This window comes from Spiroplasma endosymbiont of Amphimallon solstitiale (genome assembly GCF_964030965.1).
Classification (GTDB): Bacteria; Bacillota_I; Bacilli_A; order Mycoplasmatales; family VBWQ01; genus Spiroplasma_E.
On sequence record NZ_OZ034999.1, the window covers coordinates 152,165 to 170,061 of the forward strand.

The window sequence follows — 17,897 nt, forward strand, 5'->3', positions numbered from 1 at the left end:
TAATTTCTTCCTTTTTTACTTTAATACTGTAATATTTTCATCAATATTTTCTAATTTTTCTTTTTGTTCACTACTAATTAAAGCAATAATAATTTCATCAATATTACCTTCCATAATACGATCTAACTTTAATAAAGATAATCCAATTCGATGATCGGTTACTCTATTTTGTGGATAATTGTATGTTCTAATTTTTTCTGAACGATCACCGCTACCAACAGCTGTTTTTCTTAAATTACCAATTCTTCCCTGTTCTTCTTCAACTTTTTTTTCATAAAGTTTAGCTCTTAATACCCGCATTGCTTTATCTTTATTATCATGTTGACTTCGTCCGTCCTGTGAAGTTACAACAACACCTGTTGGAATATGAGTAATTCTAATTGCTGAATCGGTAGTATTAACATGTTGACCACCAGCACCACTAGAACGATAAGTATCAATTCTTAAATCAGAATTATTTATTTTAATTTCAACTTCATTAACTTCTGGCAATACAGCAACCGTTGCAATTGAAGTATGAACTCGTCCTTGTGATTCGGTTTTTGGAACTCTCTGAACACGATGTCCACCAGCTTCAAACTTTAATTTAGCAAATACATGTTTACCTTTAACCATAAAAGCAATATAACTAAATCCACCATTTATTGCTTCTTTTGCTTCAATAGTTTCAATTTTTCATCGTTGAATTTCACAATACTTACTATACATACGATATAAATCACCAGCAAAAATATTTGCTTCATCGCCACCAACAGCTCCTCTGATTTCAATAATAACATTTTTATCATCATTTATATCTTTAGGAATTAGTGTTAGTTTTAATTCATTTTCTGCTTTTTCTAATTCTATTTCATTTGCTTTAATATCTATTTTAAGCATTTCACAAAGTTCTTGATCCTGTTCGGTTGCTAATGCCTTTTTTGCTTCAATAATTTCTTTGTTAATTTTTTCATATTTTCAATATTGTTCAATAATTGGTTCTAATCTACTATGTTCTTTTGTTAATTCAGTGTATTTATCACGAGGAATTAATTCGGGATTTTCTAATTGCTTTTCAATTTCACTATATTTTTTAGTAAGTTGCATTAACTGTTCTAATGTTTTTTCATTCATAATATCACACCTGATTTATCTATTCTGATTATTTGTTAAGACACGATGATGACTACGACATCGAGCTTCATATTGTTCTTGCGCACCAATTAAAATAATTTCATCATCATATCTAGCTTCTCGGCCATTAATAATACGTTGTGTTCTTGTTGCTGCTTTACCACATTTTACACAAACAGCATCTAATTTAGTTACAAATTCTGCTAAAGCTAATAATTCTTTAGTAACAGGAAATGGTTCACCACGAAAATCTTGATCTAAACCCGCAACAATAACTTGCTTATTTTGATTTGCTAATGTTTTAATCACTTCAATAATTGATGGTTTAAAAAATTGTACTTCATCAATTGCAACTGCTTCTATTTCTTTATCTACATGTTTTAATATTTGCATTGGATCATCAATTACTATCGCTGTGATAGATACTCCTTTATGACTTACTACTTTTTTGGCATCATAACGAATATCAACCTTGGGTTTAAAAACTAGCACTTTGCGTTTAGCATACTGTAAACGATTTATACGTCGCATAAACTCTTCTGTTTTTCCAGCAAACATACAACCAGTAATTACTTCAATTCATCCCTCATTATAACGACTATACATTTATATCCAACTCCATCTCTAATTTTAATTGTTTGTTAATTCTGGTGATTTACTAGCAATTTTATCTAAACTATCAATCAATTTTTTAACTTCATTAATATTTTGTAAATATGCACCAGCTGCTGTCTGATGACCACCACCACCAAACTTTGCAATAGCATCATTAATTATTCATCTTGCACTACGAACACTAACTTTAATTTTACTATTCATTTGATCATAAGCAGCAATTAATCAAATTTTAATACCATCAATATTTGACATTACATTAACTTGGCTAGTTAAATCTTCTCTAGTTAAAACAACTTCGCCTTTAATATTTAATATTTTATTTTGACTAATAATTTTTGTTTGTAAGTCAGTAATTATTTTATCGTTAAATATTATATAAGCAACACCATTATCAGTAATTTTAAAATTTGATAATATATATCCTTTCAATCTTGCGATTTTTAAATTTTGAATATATAAACTTTGATATAAGTCTAATAAATTAAAATTTTGTTTAACTAAAAAACTAGCAACCTGAAAAGTTTCTTCATTAACAGAGCGATACAAAAATCTACCAGAATCAGTAACTAAACCAAAAAATAAATTTCTAGCTGCTAAAGCAGAAACTTTTAAATTCAATACTTGTGCTCATTTTGCCACTACTTGGCAAGTAGCAGAAGCCTTTTCTTCAATTAAATCAATATCACCATATTTATCAACAATTGGATGATGATCAATTTTAATTATTTTTTTTCCTTCTTCTCAAAATTCACCACTAATTCGTTCGCGATTGGCTGTATCAGTGACTATTACTAGTGCATTTTCATAATCTTCTTTTTTAACAAAAGTTGGTTGTGGAAATAATGATGCCATATGTTCATTTGTTTCACCTGGAACAAGTACTTTTTTATTTTCAAAATTATCTTTAATAATTTTTTTTAATCCTCATTGTGAACCCAAAGCATCTCCATCAGGATTAATATGACGATGAATAATAATTGGATCACTGATTTTTATTAATTCATAAATTGCTTGTGCTTCTTTTTTAAACTTATTCATATTATATATCCTTTCTATCATGTACCAATTAATTGCTTTGTTTCATCATCAAAAACAAAAATTGAATTTTTAGTAATACTAATTCAACCAACAGTTCCCACTTCTAAATTATCATTATTATTTGTTAAAACTTCAAATTGTTCTGATTTAGTAGTTTCAACCAATAAATATGCTTTTTTATCATCAACTTTAGTAATATTTTTAATAACACCATTAATAATAATTGAATTTTTTAAAAAAGTAAATCGTGGTTTCTTTGCACTAAACAAAATGGCATTTGATTTAAAAGCAATAGTAGAAGCAGTTTTAACATCAAACTTACCTAAATTTACATTATAAAAATATAAATTATGAGCATTTCATTCTCCCTTTGCAATATTAATATGCTGTTCATTTATTTCTTTCAATAAATTTAAAGATAATGGTTTATCAGTGATTTCACTAACATTTCCTTGTTGAATAATTATTTCATTTTCAATAACAGTAACATTAGTCGCTAATAAATTAATATCAACTTGATTATTAGTTGTAAAAATAATAATTATTTTCAAAAATTTTTGTAATTTTTTAATTCAATTTGCTAATTGTTCTTTATTATCAACATTTAAAAGTTCAAATGGGTTATGTAAAATTAAAATTTTAGTAGGTACAATTAATTGTTGAATGATTTTTATTATTTGTCGTTCTACTATTGTTAATTGTGTTAAACGTAGTGACAATAAATGACTTAGATCTAAATGTTTAAATATCATAACAATATTTTCACTAATTAAATCACGGACATCAATTAACTGTGAATATAAAGTTTGTAATTGTTGTTGATATGTTTCTTTATCTTGTAACTGTGGATTTTTTAAAATTTTATCATGATAAATTTTAATTTCATCTTTAATATTTTTTAAAAGTAAATGCATTTCATCTGGTAAAAGTTGCATTGCCACAAAATCTTGTTTCATATTAAATTTAATTCTTTGTACTTCTGCTAAGTCAATTCACTGGTCTAAAATTTGATCAATTTGACTACGAGTACATTTAATTTGTTGATATGAAACTAAATGATTAAGTTCACTATTAAAATTTTGATTATGATTGTTACAAGTTTTTAACGTAGTTCTAATTTCACTTCTAGTAGTACTAATCTCTCTATTTAAATAATTATTTATTTCTTTAATAACAAAACTAATTTCTCGTAGTTGAAACTCTCATTTTCTTTCTTTTGGTGGATTACATCCACAAAAACATGGTCCCACTAAACTTTCCAAACTAGAAATACGATCTTGCAAAGATTGTAAAAATAATAAGTTATTATTTGCAATAATATTTTTTTCTTCGGCAGTAAATTTTTTAATTAGAATATCTGTTAATTTTTCACTTCCAGCAAAATTAAATTTCTCTTGAGCAAAGTTTTTATGAAAATGATTAATTTGATATTGATATTCTTTAATAAAATTATTACGAGTGCTTTGTGTCTCATTAATAAAATTTTTAATAATATTAATTAATTTTTCTTTAAAATAACCACTGTCTAAATTTAAACCTGTATTTTTTAAATTTTCAATATCAGTCTTAATTTTTTGATTAATATTGCTTATTTCTTGTAAAAAAGGTTTATTAGTAATTGCTGTTCTTGCTAAGTTACGTTGAATACTAAATAATTTATTTCAACTCTGTAAATGCATACTAACATAAGCCATTTTTCGTTCAAAACCAATACTATTATAAGTAACATCAATATCATCAATTAAAATTTTACCCTCCATAATAGCAGAAGAACCTGCTAGAGCATTAATTAATTTTTCAATATTATCTTCATCATTACTAAAAATTGCCAAGCAACTAGGATATTTTCCTTCAAAACTTCAATCTTTTACGGCTTTTTCAACGGATAAATTAATAATACTAAAATTAAAGTTACTAGTTTGCTCAGTATTATATCTAATACCTTTACTTATTACCAATTTATTAAAATCAGATGATTTTTCCATAAAACCATTCCCTACCTTAAAGTTTTTTATTTCATATACTATTAAAATTATATTCTATATTTATTGGGTTGTATACATACAATATTTTAACTTAATTAATGTTAAATATGTCTGTAAATAATTTTATTTTTAAAGTATAAAAAAAAAGAAACTATTATTAGTTTCTAGTTTAATTAAAATTATTTTTTAACTTGTTTAGTATCAGTTAATTTTAGAACATCTTTTGCTGTTTCTAATACAATAGTTTTAGTATTTTGTGGTTTTGCTTTGTTTATTTCAACAGTTTTTGATTTTGTTTCAACTTGTTTGCTTGCTTTTGTATTAAAGCGTTCAACTCTTCCTTTTGCTGAAACAAATGATTGTTTTCCAGTATAAAATGGATGACAACTTGAACATGTATCAACACGGATTTCTTTACCCTTAGTTGAACCACTTATAAAATTATTACTACATGTTATACATGTTACTTTAGTTTGAAAATACTCTGGATGGATGCTTGCTTTTGCCATGGTTTCACCTCACTTATAAAATTACTATTAATAAAAAGTACTTAAAAATGATATCATTAACAATATAAAAAAGCAAATAAATATTAATGATAGATAGAGTTTTTATTTTGGTAGATTATGTTGTAAAAATGTGTTCTAATTCAATTAACTAGATATCATGAATTTTATTTTTTTTAAATTATATACTCTATTGAAATCTAAAACTTAAAAATTGTTTTTATATGAATAAAAAAATATTATTTACATAATTGATACATTTTTCAGTTAATTAAATACAATAAAAAATATTTACTTTCAGTAATTAAAGATAAAATTTTAATTTGTAAATGATTAGTAATTCTTTGATATTTTTTAATACCTAATGCTAAATTAGAAAGATAAACATAACGATATTTGTATTTATCTTAATGCTTAGTATAGATGATGACTATAAGTTAAAATCACCAAAGATATTATTAATTTTACTTTTTCTTGATTTTGAATGGAATGTTTCTTTATCTTCATATTCAACTTTTAAATATTCTAATGCTCTTTTAAAAACATCATTAGATTTTTTCTCATAGAAACTAAACTGATTTTCAATACTAATTTGTTCTTGCATTGATATCAATCCCCTATTCTGCTTTTAAAATTAACTAATACTACATTAATTTTACTAACTAAATAAAAAATGACCCACTTAAAAGTTTAGCTCTAAGTAGGGTGAAAATTTTTAAATACTAGACACTAATTAACTTCTGATATTCATTTTGATAATTTTTATAAAGTCATTTCATAAATGAAGCACTATAATTATTAATATATGTCAGTTTACCTTGTTCATTTAATCCATGCATTTTAAATTCTTCTATAATACCTTTATAAAATTTTACTGTACTTTTTAAAATGCAATTAGATGTAAATGGATTTGTTTTTGTTGGTAAGTCTATAATGTTTTTAATAGTCTCAATACTTAAATTAAATTTATTATTATTTTCTTCTAAAAAAGTAAAAAGAAAATTTAATAATCTTATAGTGTAGTTAGGATCTCATAACATTAATTTTTCTAAAAAAAGATTATTATTTTCCTTTAATTTTGTAGAAAAGTAATTATACATGATAAAGTGTTATTTTTAGAGAATTTTTACACTAAATAATGTTACTTTTAACAAATTTTTAATTAAAAATAATATTTTAAGTGTAAATTGATGAATAATTTTTGGTCATCCATACTTTTCTACATAATTAAAATTATTTTCTGTTTTTTGTCTTTCATAATCTAAAATATTTTTTGCTAATGTTATCTTTATTAAGATTCTTCCAAAACAAGTTTTCAATTTTAAATTGTTCAAGAAACTTTAAAGTTAAATATACTTCATTTTTATCTTCAGATTCAGATTTAAAATATTTCATATAAATGCTTGAATTATAATAATAAATATTTTTACAAATCCTGAATTGTAAAATTAAAAAGGACACTTATATAAAAATTAAATTGTGTTAATTCTATAATTAAGAAAAGAAAGGAATTAGCACAATGTATAAGTATCTGACTATTGAATCAATAATAGCAATAAAAGAATATAAAAGTTATGGATTTTCGATTCGTAAAATAGCAAAAGCCATTGATTATAGTAAATCAACTGTACATAGAGTTTGTAGATTATTAAATCAAAACTTATTACCATTAGAAATATTGAATAAAATTCAAAAAAATAAACAAAATGCAGTGTAGAAAATTAATAATTTTAACTTTAATAGAAATTAATACTATTAATCATTTGTTAATTACTAAAAATTATGCTCTTGATATAATTGCTAATTTTTTAAAGGAAAATAAAATAAAAAGTATTTCAACAAAAACTTTATATAACATGTTTAAAACAAATCGAATGGGTTTTGATGAAAATAACTTATTGAGAAAAGGAAAAAATAAACCTCACAAACAAAAAGAAACTAGGGGCAGAATTAATAATTGTAAGTCTATTCATGAAAGAAATTTAATCATTCCTAATATTAAAAATATAGAAGAATTTGGTCATTTAGAAGGTGATACTATCATTGGTAAAGATCATAAAAGTTCTATTATTACTTTAGCTGATATATGATCAAAAACCACAATTCCTTTAGCAACTAAAAATAATAAATCAGAAAATATTACAAAAAGTATAATAAAATTTATTTCAAAGTTACAAAAAGGAACAGTTAAAACTATTACTTTTGATCGTGGTAAAGAATTTAGTAAATGAAAATTAATCGAAAAAAATTGTAATGTTAAGATTTATTTTGCAGATCCTGGTAAACCTTGTCAAAGAGGTTTAAATGAAAATAATAATGGTATTTTAAGAAGATATTTACCAAAATCTACAGATCTATCTTTTAATTTTGTAGAAAAGTAGTGGTAAAATAAAAAAAGTCATCAACTTGACTTAAAATTTGATTTTATTAAATTTTGGGATTTATTTTTTTTACAAACTGAAATATAACACATTGGATTTTTGATAAGGGGTTAATCCGTAGTGTTGATATTTTCATTTCCATAAATTGAGGTAATTTTGAATATTGGTAAATCCAATGCCATGGTAATGAGTAATAAATTCTTTTAAACTTGATTGTATTTTAGGCAATGTTTAGTAATCTGTGTAACTTACAAAAATAACTATGTTTAATTAATTCTAGTAAATATAATTAAATGACTAGAAAGAGTGAGTTACAGATGGCTAAAAAACAAAATATTAATAATAATGATCCAATATCAAAAGCAGTAGATTTATTATTAGAAAATACTGAAGATTTAACAACAGTTTTTAAAGAAGGGGGTTTATATAAAGAATTAACAAAACGTTTAGTTGAAAAAATGTTGAATTCTGAAATGCAAAATTATTTAGGATATGAAAAAAATCAACATAGTAATACTGAAAATGCTCGTAATGGTACAAGTTCAAAAAAATTAATAACTCAACAAGGTAAAATTGAGATTGATGTACCAAGAGATCGCAATAGTGATTTTACTCCTGTAATAGTTGCAAAAAGACAGCGAAGATTTGATGGTTTTGATCAACAAGTGCTTTCACTATATGCAAAAGGTATGACTCTATCTGACATTAGAATGCAGTTACAAGAGTTATATCATGGTGCTGATATTAGTGAAAGTGTTATTAGTCAAATTACTGATGATGTTATTGATGATGTCAAAGCATGACAAAATCGACCATTAGAAAGCGTTTATCCGATTGTTTATTTTGATTGTATAGTAGTTAAAGTTCGACAAGATAAACGGATTATTAATAAATCAGTTTATATAGCATTAGGAGTTGATTTAGAAGGTAAAAAAGATGTTTTAGGCTTATGAATTAGTGAAAATGAAGGTGCTAAATTTTGATTAGCTAATTTCACAGAAATGAAAAATCGAGGCTTAAATGATATTTTGATTGCTTGTAGTGATAATTTAACAGGCATGTCAGAAGCAATACAAGCAGTTTATCCTAAAACAGAACATCAATTATGCATTGTTCATCAAATTCGAAATAGTTTAAAATATGTTTCATACAAACATCGAAAAACTCTAGTTACAGATTTAAAACCAATTTATAGTGCATGTAGTGAAGAACAAGCAATGCAAGCTTTAGAATCATTTGAAAGTAAATGAAATAAACAATATCCCCAAATTGCTAAATCTTGATATAAAAATTGAGAAAATTTGATGATTTTTATTAGTTATCCTGCAGAAATCAAAAGAGTAATTTATACAACAAATGCTATTGAATCTGTTAATAGTCAATTACGAAAAGTTATTAGAACCTGTTTAGAATCTTTTCGAAAATAATGTAAAATGATTATATATTTTAAAATAAGAGGTATATATGCATAAAAATTATCCAAGTCATGTCACCAAAGAACAATTTGAGAACATAAAATCAATTTTAGAAAATAGCAAAAAGAAAACAAAACCAAGAAGTTTAGATTTATATGAAGTATTTTGTGCAATTTTATATGTATTAAAAAGTGGTTGTCAATGAAGAATGCTACCAAAAAATTTTTTTAATTATGTAGAAAAGTATTTTAATTTTGTAGAAAAGTAGTGGTAAAATAAAAAAAGTCATCAACTTGACTTAAAATTTGATTTTATTAAATTTTGGGATTTATTTTTTTTACAAACTGAAATATAACACATTGGATTTTTGATAAGGGGTTAATCCGTAGTGTTGATATTTTCATTTCCATAAATTGAGGTAATTTTGAATATTGGTAAATCCAATGCCATGGTAATGAGTAATAAATTCTTTTAAACTTGATTGTATTTTACTGACATTACTTAATTTTTTATAATTTAATTCTTTATTTTCTTTTGATTTAAACTGCTGGATAGTGGATTTAGTTTGTTTAGCTACTGTATCATATAATACTTGCATATCACAAACTATAATTGAATTTTCTTCGATAAGTTTCGATGTTAAGTTTTCTTGTACTCATTTTTTATTTAATCTTTTAGTATTTGTTGTTTGAGCATAGATATTTCGGTTTTCATCAATTGCCATTTGAATACAACAATTTAAATCTTTAGCATTTTCTTCAATTCATTGTTTTCTTGGATCATTTGGATCTTTAAAGTTTCCTTTATGAATTTCTTTGATAAAAGTTTCGTCAATTTCAATTCTAGCTTTTAATTTTACAAATTGATTTTGTGTTTTTACTAATTGTGTTGATTTCATAAATTTTTGACGATTAAATCAGGCAGTTTTATTTGTAGTATTAATAAATTGAGAAATAATGTAAGCAGATTGACCTAAAGTAGCTATTTGTATCAATAAATCTCATTGATCATGAGATAAATGACTTCAATAAAAATAATGATTTTTAAAAGCATGAAAAGTAATATTACAACTTTTACATTTATATCTTTGCTTATAATCTTTACTACCATATTTAGTACACAAAAAAGAACTACAATCTGGACATTGAATCCCTTTCTCTTTGAATTTTTGTTCGACTGCTTCAAATTTTTCTTTTTTCTCAATTTGTTTAATTCTAGTTTTATTTTCTCTAAAAATCTCAATAAAATCTTTATCAGACAAATTATTTAAAATTTCTTTTACTGTATTTTTATTCATTTAAAATCACCTCTTTAATATTAAAAATACCATATAAAATATATTTTTGCTAATTTTACTAATACCACTACTTTTCTACAAAATTAAAGGAAAAGTATGGATGACCAAAAATTATTCATCAATTTACACTTAAAATATTATTTTTAATTAAAAATTTGTTAAAAGTAACATTATTTAGTGTAAAAATTCTCTAAAAATAACACTTTATCATGTATCATTACTTTTCTACAAAATTAAAGAAAAATTTTCCAAAATGACAAACTGTATATTATTATTTTCAAATTTGAAGTAAAAATAATGGTAAAGAACCTAGTGTATTGTAATTAATTTTAAAAAAAATTAGTTAAAAAAGTTCGTATCAATAATAATCGCAAAGAACAAACTAGTTTTTGTATAATTGATTCGCAAAGTGTTAAAAATACAGATACTACTGAAAATAAAGGTTATGATGCTGGTAAAAAGATTTCAGGCATAAAACGTCATATTGTTGTTGATTCTCAAGGTTTACCACATGCAATTTACATAACCACAGCAGAAAAAACAGATCGTAATAGCGCTATAATAATGATTGAAAATGAAAAAGAAAATCTTTCTGCAGTTCAAAAAATAATAGTAGATGCTGGTTATACTGGTGAAAAATTTGCTTCTGAAATCAAAACAATCATAAATGCAAATGTTGAAGTGATAAAACGTAATGAATTACATACTTTTGTAGTATTACCAAAAAGATGAATTGTAGAACGAAGCTTTGCTTGATTAGAAAAATACAGAAGATTATGAAAAAATTGTGAAAGAAAACTAAATACTAGTTTACAAATGGTTGTTCTTTCATTTATTTCAGTTTTATTAAAAAGATTCTAAACAGGTTCTTAGCAACTAAAAATAATAAATCAGAAAATATTACAAAAAATATAATAAAATTTATTTCAAAGTTACAAAAAGGAACAGTTAAAACTATTACTTTTGATCGTGGTAAAGAATTTAGTAAATGAAAATTAATCGAAAAAAATTGTAATGTTAAGATTTATTTTGCAGATCCTGGTAAACCTTGTCAAAGAGGTTTAAATGAAAATAATAATGGTATTTTAAGAAGATATTTACCAAAATCTACAGATCTATCTTCATATAAACAAAAAGATTTAAATACTATAGCATTTCAAATTAATTCTACACCCAGAAAATCACTATCTTATAAAAGACCAATAGATTTAATACAATTATTTTAAAAAACTGTCCCATTTATATTTACAATTCAGGAAACAAAAAAAGCTTTTCCTAATGATATGTCAGTTTTTAAAATATTTTATTTACAATTGAAAATATAACAAAAAAATGAACATTGCCTATTCAAAATTGAAATACAGCAATTGCTCATTTTATGATAAAATTTGAAGACAGAATTAATCTGAACTAGTACTTTGTAAAACAAAGATACACAGATTTCTAAAAAGCCTCTAATTTTTTGCAAACGACATTCTAGATGTAACCTAAAATGTCGTTTTTCTTTTTAAAGTTTATAAAAAAAGAAAGGAAGTAAAAATTATGTTTTTATTTAATTTATTATCAAGTGTGGATCCACAAACTCAACAATTATTGAACAATTTAATGGATGTACTACTACCAATTTTGTATACCATTGCAGGATTTGCTTTAGCATTTTCCTTTAATTTTGTAGAAAAGTAATGATACATGATAAAGTGTTATTTTTAGAGAATTTTTACACTAAATAATGTTACTTTTAACAAATTTTTAATTAAAAATAATATTTTAAGTGTAAATTGATGAATAATTTTTGGTCATCCATACTTTTCTACATAATTAAAAGAATTTAATAGTAAATATGAAGATTTAGAAATTGAAATTGATAATGATGGTGATTTAAAAATTAATTGTGATTATTTTAATTATAAAAATGTAAATCAATTAGAACAAGTAATTATTGATTATAAAAGAATTATTAAAAGTTAAAGGAGATGAATATAAATGGTAGCAGCAGCACTTAAAAAACATCAAGATAAATTATTAATTAAAAATTTAAAAATTCGTCTTACTAAAAATGACCATTATGAATTAAAAACATATTGTTATGAAAGAAATATAATTATGAATGATTTTGTAAGAACCTGTTTAGAATCTTTTTAATAAAACTGAAATAAATGAAAGAACAACCATTTGTAAACTAGTATTTAGTTTTCTTTCACAATTTTTTCATAATCTTCTGTATTTTTCTAATCAAGCAAAGCTTCGTTCTACAATTCATCTTTTTGGTAATACTACAAAAGTATGTAATTCATTACGTTTTATCACTTCAACATTTGCATTTATGATTGTTTTGATTTCAGAAGCAAATTTTTCACCAGTATAACCAGCATCTACTATTATTTTTTGAACTGCAGAAAGATTTTCTTTTTCATTTTCAATCATTATTATAGCGCTATTACGATCTGTTTTTTCTGCTGTGGTTATGTAAATTGCATGTGGTAAACCTTGAGAATCAACAACAATATGACGTTTTATGCCTGAAATCTTTTTACCAGCATCATAACCTTTATTTTCAGTAGTATCTGTATTTTTAACACTTTGCGAATCAATTATACAAAAACTAGTTTGTTCTTTGCGATTATTATTGATACGAACTTTTTTAACTAATTTTTTTTAAAATTAATGGCAATGTTTAGTAATCTGTGTAACTTACAAAAATAACTATGTTTAATTAATTCTAGTAAATATAATTAAATGACTAGAAAGAGTGAGTTACAGATGGCTAAAAAACAAAATATTAATAATAATGATCCAATATCAAAAGCAGTAGATTTATTATTAGAAAATACTGAAGATTTAACAACAGTTTTTAAAGAAGGGGGTTTATATAAAGAATTAACAAAACGTTTAGTTGAAAAAATGTTGAATTCTGAAATGCAAAATTATTTAGGATATGAAAAAAATCAACATAGTAATACTGAAAATGCTCGTAATGGTACAAGTTCAAAAAAATTAATAACTCAACAAGGTAAAATTGAGATTGATGTACCAAGAGATCGCAATAGTGATTTTACTCCTGTAATAGTTGCAAAAAGACAGCGAAGATTTGATGGTTTTGATCAACAAGTGCTTTCACTATATGCAAAAGGTATGACTCTATCTGACATTAGAATGCAGTTACAAGAGTTATATCATGGTGCTGATATTAGTGAAAGTGTTATTAGTCAAATTACTGATGATGTTATTGATGATGTCAAAGCATGACAAAATCGACCATTAGAAAGCATTTATCCGATTGTTTATTTTGATTGTATAGTAGTTAAAGTTCGACAAGATAAACGGATTATTAATAAATCAGTTTATATAGCATTAGGAGTTGATTTAGAAGGTAAAAAAGATGTTTTAGGCTTATGAATTAGTGAAAATGAAGGTGCTAAATTTTGATTAGCTAATTTCACAGAAATGAAAAATCGAGGCTTAAATGATATTTTGATTGCTTGTAGTGATAATTTAACAGGCATGTCAGAAGCAATACAAGCAGTTTATCCTAAAACAGAACATCAATTATGCATTGTTCATCAAATTCGAAATAGTTTAAAATATGTTTCATACAAACATCGAAAAACTCTAGTTACAGATTTAAAACCAATTTATAGTGCATGTAGTGAAGAACAAGCAATGCAAGCTTTAGAATCATTTGAAAGTAAATGAAATAAACAATATCCCCAAATTGCTAAATCTTGATATAAAAATTGAGAAAATTTGATGATTTTTATTAGTTATCCTGCAGAAATCAAAAGAGTAATTTATACAACAAATGCTATTGAATCTGTTAATAGTCAATTACGAAAAGTTATTAGAAACAAAAAAGCTTTTCCTAATGATATGTCAGTTTTTAAAATATTTTATTTAGCAATTGAAAATATAACAAAAAAATGAACATTGCCTATTCAAAATTGAAATACAGCAATTGCTCATTTTATGATAAAATTTGAAGACAGAATTAATCTGAACTAGTACTTTGTAAAACAAAGATACACAGATTTCTAAAAAGCCTCAAATTAATTGCAATACACTAGGTTCTTTACCATTATTTTTACTTCAAATTTGAAAATAATAATATACAGTTTGTCATTTTGGAAAATTTTTTGGTAGCATTCTTCATTGACAACCACTTTTTAATACATATAAAATTGCACAAAATACTTCATATAAATCTAAACTTCTTGGTTTTGTTTTCTTTTTGCTATTTTCTAAAATTGATTTTATGTTCTCAAATTGTTCTTTGGTGACATGACTTGGATAATTTTTATGCATATATACCTCTTATTTTAAAATATATAATCATTTTACATTATTTTCGAAAAGATTCTAAACAGGTTCTTAGAAACAAAAAAGCTTTTCCTAATGATATGTCAGTTTTTAAAATATTTTATTTAGCAATTGAAAATATAACAAAAAAATGAACATTGCCTATTCAAAATTGAAATACAGCAATTGCTCATTTTATGATAAAATTTGAAGACAGAATTAATCTGAACTAGTACTTTGTAAAACAAAGATACACAGATTTCTAAAAAGCCTCGTATTTTACTGATATTACTTAATTTTTTATAATTTAATTCTTTATTTTCTTTTGATTTAAACTGCTGGATAGTGGATTTAGTTTGTTTAGCTACTGTATCATATAATACTTGCATATCACAAACTATAATTGAATTTTCTTCGATAAGTTTCGATGTTAAGTTTTCTTGTACTCATTTTTTATTTAATCTTTTAGTATTTGTTGTTTGAGCATAGATATTTCGGTTTTCATCAATTGCCATTTGAATACAACAATTTAAATCTTTAGCATTTTCTTCAATTCATTGGTTTCTTGGATCATTTGGATCTTTAAAGTTTCCTTTATGAATTTCTTTGATAAAAGTTTCGTCAATTTCAATTCTAGCTTTTAATTTTACAAATTGATTTTGTGTTTTTACTAATTGTGTTGATTTCATAAATTTTTGACGATTAAATCAGGCAGTTTTATTTGTAGTATTAATAAATTGAGAAATAATGTAAGCAGATTGACCTAAAGTAGCTATTTGTATCAATAAATCTCATTGATCATGAGATAAATGACTTCAATAAAAATAATGATTTTTAAAAGCATGAAAAGTAATATTACAACTTTTACATTTATATCTTTGCTTATAATCTTTACTACCATATTTAGTACACAAAAAAGAACTACAATCTGGACATTGAATCCCTTTCTCTTTGAATTTTTGTTCGACTGCTTCAAATTTTTCTTTTTTCTCAATTTGTTTAATTCTAGTTTTATTTTCTCTAAAAATCTCAATAAAATCTTTATCAGACAAATTATTTAAAATTTCTTTTACTGTATTTTTATTCATTTAAAATCACCTCTTTAATATTAAAAATACCATATAAAAATATATTTTTGCTAATTTTACTAATACCACTACTTTTCTACAAAATTAAAGGATAGATCTGTAGATTTTGGTAAATATCTTCTTAAAATACCATTATTATTTTCATTTAAACCTCTTTGACAAGGTTTACCAGGATCTGCAAAATAAATCTTAACATTACAATTTTTTTCGATTAATTTTCATTTACTAAATTCTTTACCACGATCAAAAGTAATAGTTTTAACTGTTCCTTTTTGTAACTTTGAAATAAATTTTATTATACTTTTTGTAATATTTTCTGATTTATTATTTTTAGTTGCTAAAGGAATTGTGGTTTTTGATCATATATCAGCTAAAGTAATAATAGAACTTTTATGATCTTTACCAATGATAGTATCACCCTCTAAATGACCAAATTCTTCTATATTTTTAATATTAGGAATGATTAAATTTCTTTCATGAATAGACTTACAATTATTAATTCTGCCCCTAGTTTCTTTTTGTTTGTGAGGTTTATTTTTTCCTTTTCTCAATAAGTTATTTTCATCAAAACCCATTCGATTTGTTTTAAACATGTTATATAAAATTTTTGTTGAAATACTTTTTGTTTTATTTTCCTTTAAAAAATTAGCAATTATATCAAGAGCATAATTTTTAGTAATTAACAAATGATTAATAGTATTAATTTCTATTAAAGTTAAAATTATTAATTTTCTACCTGCATTTTGTTTATTTTTTTGAATTTTATTCAATATTTCTAATGGTAATAAGTTTTGATTTAATAATCTACAAACTCTATGTACAGTTGATTTACTATAATCAATGGCTTTTGCTATTTTACGAATCGAAAATCCATAACTTTTATATTCTTTTATTGCTATTATTGATTCAATAGTCAGATACTTATACATTGTGCTAATTCCTTTCTTTTCTTAATTATAGAATCCTGAATTGTAAATATAAATGGGACAGTTTTTTAAAATAATTGTATTAAATCTATTGGTCTTTTATAAGATAGTGATTTTCTGGGTGTAGAATTAATTTGAAATGCTATAGTATTTAAATCTTTTTGTTTATATGAAGATAGATCTGTAGATTTTGGTAAATATCTTCTTAAAATACCATTATTATTTTCATTTAAACCTCTTTGACAAGGTTTACCAGGATCTGCAAAATAAATCTTAACATTACAATTTTTTTCGATTAATTTTCATTTACTAAATTCTTTACCACGATCAAAAGTAATAGTTTTAACTGTTCCTTTTTGTAACTTTGAAATAAATTTTATTATACTTTTTGTAATATTTTCTGATTTATTATTTTTAGTTGCTAAAGGAATTGTGGTTTTTGATCATATATCAGCTAAAGTAATAATAGAACTTTTATGATCTTTACCAATGATAGTATCACCCTCTAAATGACCAAATTCTTCTATATTTTTAATATTAGGAATGATTAAATTTCTTTCATGAATAGACTTACAATTATTAATTCTGCCCCTAGTTTCTTTTTGTTTGTGAGGTTTATTTTTTCCTTTTCTCAATAAGTTATTTTCATCAAAACCCATTCGATTTGTTTTAAACATGTTATATAAAGTTTTTGTTGAAATACTTTTTATTTTATTTTCCTTTAAAAAATTAGCAATTATATCAAGAGCATAATTTTTAGTAATTAACAAATGATTAATAGTATTAATTTCTATTAAAGTTAAAATTATTAATTTTCTACCTGCATTTTGTTTATTTTTTTGAATTTTATTCAATATTTCTAATGGTAATAAGTTTTGATTTAATAATCTACAAACTCTATGTACAGTTGATTTACTATAATCAATGGCTTTTGCTATTTTACGAATCGAAAATCCATAACTTTTATATTCTTTTATTGCTATTATTGATTCAATAGTCAGATACTTATACATTGTGCTAATTCCTTTCTTTTCTTAATTATAGAATTAACACAATTTAATTTTTATATAAGTGTCCTTTTTAATTTTACAATTCAGGAGATAAAAAACAAGATAAATTAATTGCTGGTACTAATATAACTATTGATGAAAATAATAAAATTAGTGCTACTGGTCGTAAAACCGATTTAACTGATTATTATAAAAAAGAAGAAGTAGATAAAAAATTAGAAGACACA

The 17,897-nt window shown here is 23.8% G+C and carries 13 protein-coding genes and 11 pseudogenes; 9 read left to right on the forward strand and 15 right to left on the reverse strand.

The window, feature by feature from the left end; all coding sequences use genetic code 4:
• Nucleotides 1-15 precede the first annotated feature (15 nt).
• From prfA to AAHH39_RS00960, 8 genes are all read right to left on the reverse strand, one after another.
• Nucleotides 16-1,113, reverse strand: a complete 1,098-nt coding sequence (gene prfA, locus AAHH39_RS00925; RefSeq protein ID WP_338961378.1) for a peptide chain release factor 1 — start codon at nt 1,111-1,113, stop codon at nt 16-18.
• Between the two features lie 15 nt (nt 1,114-1,128).
• Nucleotides 1,129-1,719 (reverse strand): thymidine kinase, encoded by a 591-nt coding sequence (locus AAHH39_RS00930; RefSeq protein WP_281749194.1) that lies wholly within the window; start codon nt 1,717-1,719, stop codon nt 1,129-1,131.
• Nucleotides 1,720-1,743: 24 nt separating this feature from the next.
• Complete coding sequence (locus tag AAHH39_RS00935; RefSeq protein ID WP_342218526.1) at nt 1,744-2,769, reverse strand: bifunctional oligoribonuclease/PAP phosphatase NrnA; 1,026 nt, start codon at nt 2,767-2,769, stop codon at nt 1,744-1,746.
• A gap of 14 nt (nt 2,770-2,783) precedes the next feature.
• Entirely contained in the window at nt 2,784-4,754 is a 1,971-nt protein-coding gene (locus tag AAHH39_RS00940; protein ID WP_342218527.1) for a hypothetical protein, read from the reverse strand.
• A 179-nt stretch (nt 4,755-4,933) separates the two neighbouring features.
• Nucleotides 4,934-5,263 carry a 50S ribosomal protein L31 gene (gene rpmE / locus AAHH39_RS13185; RefSeq protein WP_368862541.1) on the reverse strand — a complete coding sequence of 110 codons (330 nt, stop codon included), beginning with the start codon at nt 5,261-5,263 and terminating at the stop codon, nt 4,934-4,936.
• A gap of 427 nt (nt 5,264-5,690) precedes the next feature.
• A complete protein-coding gene (locus AAHH39_RS00950; RefSeq protein WP_342218528.1) occupies nt 5,691-5,864 on the reverse strand; it encodes a hypothetical protein in 174 nt (57 codons plus the stop codon).
• Between the two features lie 118 nt (nt 5,865-5,982).
• Nucleotides 5,983-6,360: a hypothetical protein gene (locus tag AAHH39_RS00955; RefSeq protein ID WP_342218529.1), complete on the reverse strand. Its 378-nt coding sequence runs from the start codon at nt 6,358-6,360 to the stop codon at nt 5,983-5,985.
• A gap of 15 nt (nt 6,361-6,375) precedes the next feature.
• On the reverse strand, nt 6,376-6,579 hold the full coding sequence (locus AAHH39_RS00960) for a hypothetical protein (RefSeq protein WP_342218530.1): 204 nt from the start codon (nt 6,577-6,579) through the stop codon (nt 6,376-6,378).
• A 200-nt stretch (nt 6,580-6,779) separates the two neighbouring features.
• On the opposite strand from AAHH39_RS00960, the pseudogene AAHH39_RS00970 reads away from it, so the two are divergent.
• A pseudogene (locus AAHH39_RS00970) lies at nt 6,780-7,620 on the forward strand (IS30 family transposase); the annotation flags it as partial.
• Nucleotides 7,621-7,710: 90 nt separating this feature from the next.
• On the opposite strand, the gene AAHH39_RS00975 reads toward AAHH39_RS00970, so the two are convergent.
• Nucleotides 7,711-7,869, reverse strand: coding sequence for a hypothetical protein (locus AAHH39_RS00975; RefSeq protein ID WP_342218533.1), 159 nt, complete (start codon nt 7,867-7,869; stop codon nt 7,711-7,713).
• Between the two features lie 89 nt (nt 7,870-7,958).
• Here AAHH39_RS00975 and AAHH39_RS00980 point away from each other — a divergent pair.
• Nucleotides 7,959-9,041, forward strand: a pseudogene (locus AAHH39_RS00980) (IS256 family transposase); the annotation flags it as partial.
• A gap of 64 nt (nt 9,042-9,105) precedes the next feature.
• Nucleotides 9,106-9,282, forward strand: a pseudogene (locus AAHH39_RS00985) (transposase); the annotation flags it as partial.
• Between the two features lie 111 nt (nt 9,283-9,393).
• Here AAHH39_RS00985 and AAHH39_RS00990 read toward each other — a convergent pair.
• On the reverse strand, nt 9,394-10,353 hold the full coding sequence (locus AAHH39_RS00990; RefSeq protein ID WP_342217913.1) for a transposase-like zinc-binding domain-containing protein: 960 nt from the start codon (nt 10,351-10,353) through the stop codon (nt 9,394-9,396).
• A 233-nt stretch (nt 10,354-10,586) separates the two neighbouring features.
• On the opposite strand from AAHH39_RS00990, the pseudogene AAHH39_RS00995 reads away from it, so the two are divergent.
• The 4 genes and pseudogenes from AAHH39_RS00995 to AAHH39_RS01000 form a co-directional block, all read left to right on the forward strand.
• Nucleotides 10,587-11,214, forward strand: a pseudogene (locus AAHH39_RS00995) (IS5 family transposase); the annotation flags it as partial.
• Nucleotides 11,215-11,222: 8 nt separating this feature from the next.
• Nucleotides 11,223-11,579, forward strand: a pseudogene (locus AAHH39_RS13190) (IS30 family transposase); the annotation flags it as partial.
• Nucleotides 11,580-11,615: 36 nt separating this feature from the next.
• Nucleotides 11,616-11,767 (forward strand): annotated as a pseudogene (locus AAHH39_RS13195) (IS256 family transposase); the annotation flags it as partial.
• Between the two features lie 569 nt (nt 11,768-12,336).
• Entirely contained in the window at nt 12,337-12,495 is a 159-nt protein-coding gene (locus AAHH39_RS01000; RefSeq protein WP_342217716.1) for a hypothetical protein, read from the forward strand.
• On the opposite strand, the pseudogene AAHH39_RS01005 reads toward AAHH39_RS01000, so the two are convergent.
• Nucleotides 12,481-13,008, reverse strand: a pseudogene (locus tag AAHH39_RS01005) (IS5 family transposase); the annotation flags it as partial. The gene AAHH39_RS01000 and the pseudogene AAHH39_RS01005 sit on opposite strands and share 15 nt — an antisense overlap.
• 105 nt (nt 13,009-13,113) lie before the next feature.
• On the opposite strand from AAHH39_RS01005, the gene AAHH39_RS01010 reads away from it, so the two are divergent.
• Nucleotides 13,114-14,352, forward strand: coding sequence for an IS256 family transposase (locus tag AAHH39_RS01010; RefSeq protein WP_342219298.1), 1,239 nt, complete (start codon nt 13,114-13,116; stop codon nt 14,350-14,352).
• Between the two features lie 78 nt (nt 14,353-14,430).
• Here AAHH39_RS01010 and AAHH39_RS01015 read toward each other — a convergent pair.
• Nucleotides 14,431-14,652 (reverse strand): annotated as a pseudogene (locus AAHH39_RS01015) (transposase); the annotation flags it as partial.
• Nucleotides 14,653-14,714: 62 nt separating this feature from the next.
• On the opposite strand from AAHH39_RS01015, the pseudogene AAHH39_RS01020 reads away from it, so the two are divergent.
• A pseudogene (locus tag AAHH39_RS01020) lies at nt 14,715-14,879 on the forward strand (IS256 family transposase); the annotation flags it as partial.
• Nucleotides 14,880-15,497: 618 nt separating this feature from the next.
• Here AAHH39_RS01020 and AAHH39_RS13200 read toward each other — a convergent pair.
• From AAHH39_RS13200 to AAHH39_RS01035, 3 genes and pseudogenes are all read right to left on the reverse strand, one after another.
• Nucleotides 15,498-15,734 (reverse strand): annotated as a pseudogene (locus AAHH39_RS13200) (transposase-like zinc-binding domain-containing protein); the annotation flags it as partial.
• 89 nt (nt 15,735-15,823) lie between these two features.
• A pseudogene (locus AAHH39_RS01030) lies at nt 15,824-16,663 on the reverse strand (IS30 family transposase); the annotation flags it as partial.
• A 65-nt stretch (nt 16,664-16,728) separates the two neighbouring features.
• Nucleotides 16,729-17,673 (reverse strand): IS30 family transposase, encoded by a 945-nt coding sequence (locus tag AAHH39_RS01035; protein WP_342217458.1) that lies wholly within the window; start codon nt 17,671-17,673, stop codon nt 16,729-16,731.
• Nucleotides 17,674-17,897 lie beyond the last annotated feature (224 nt).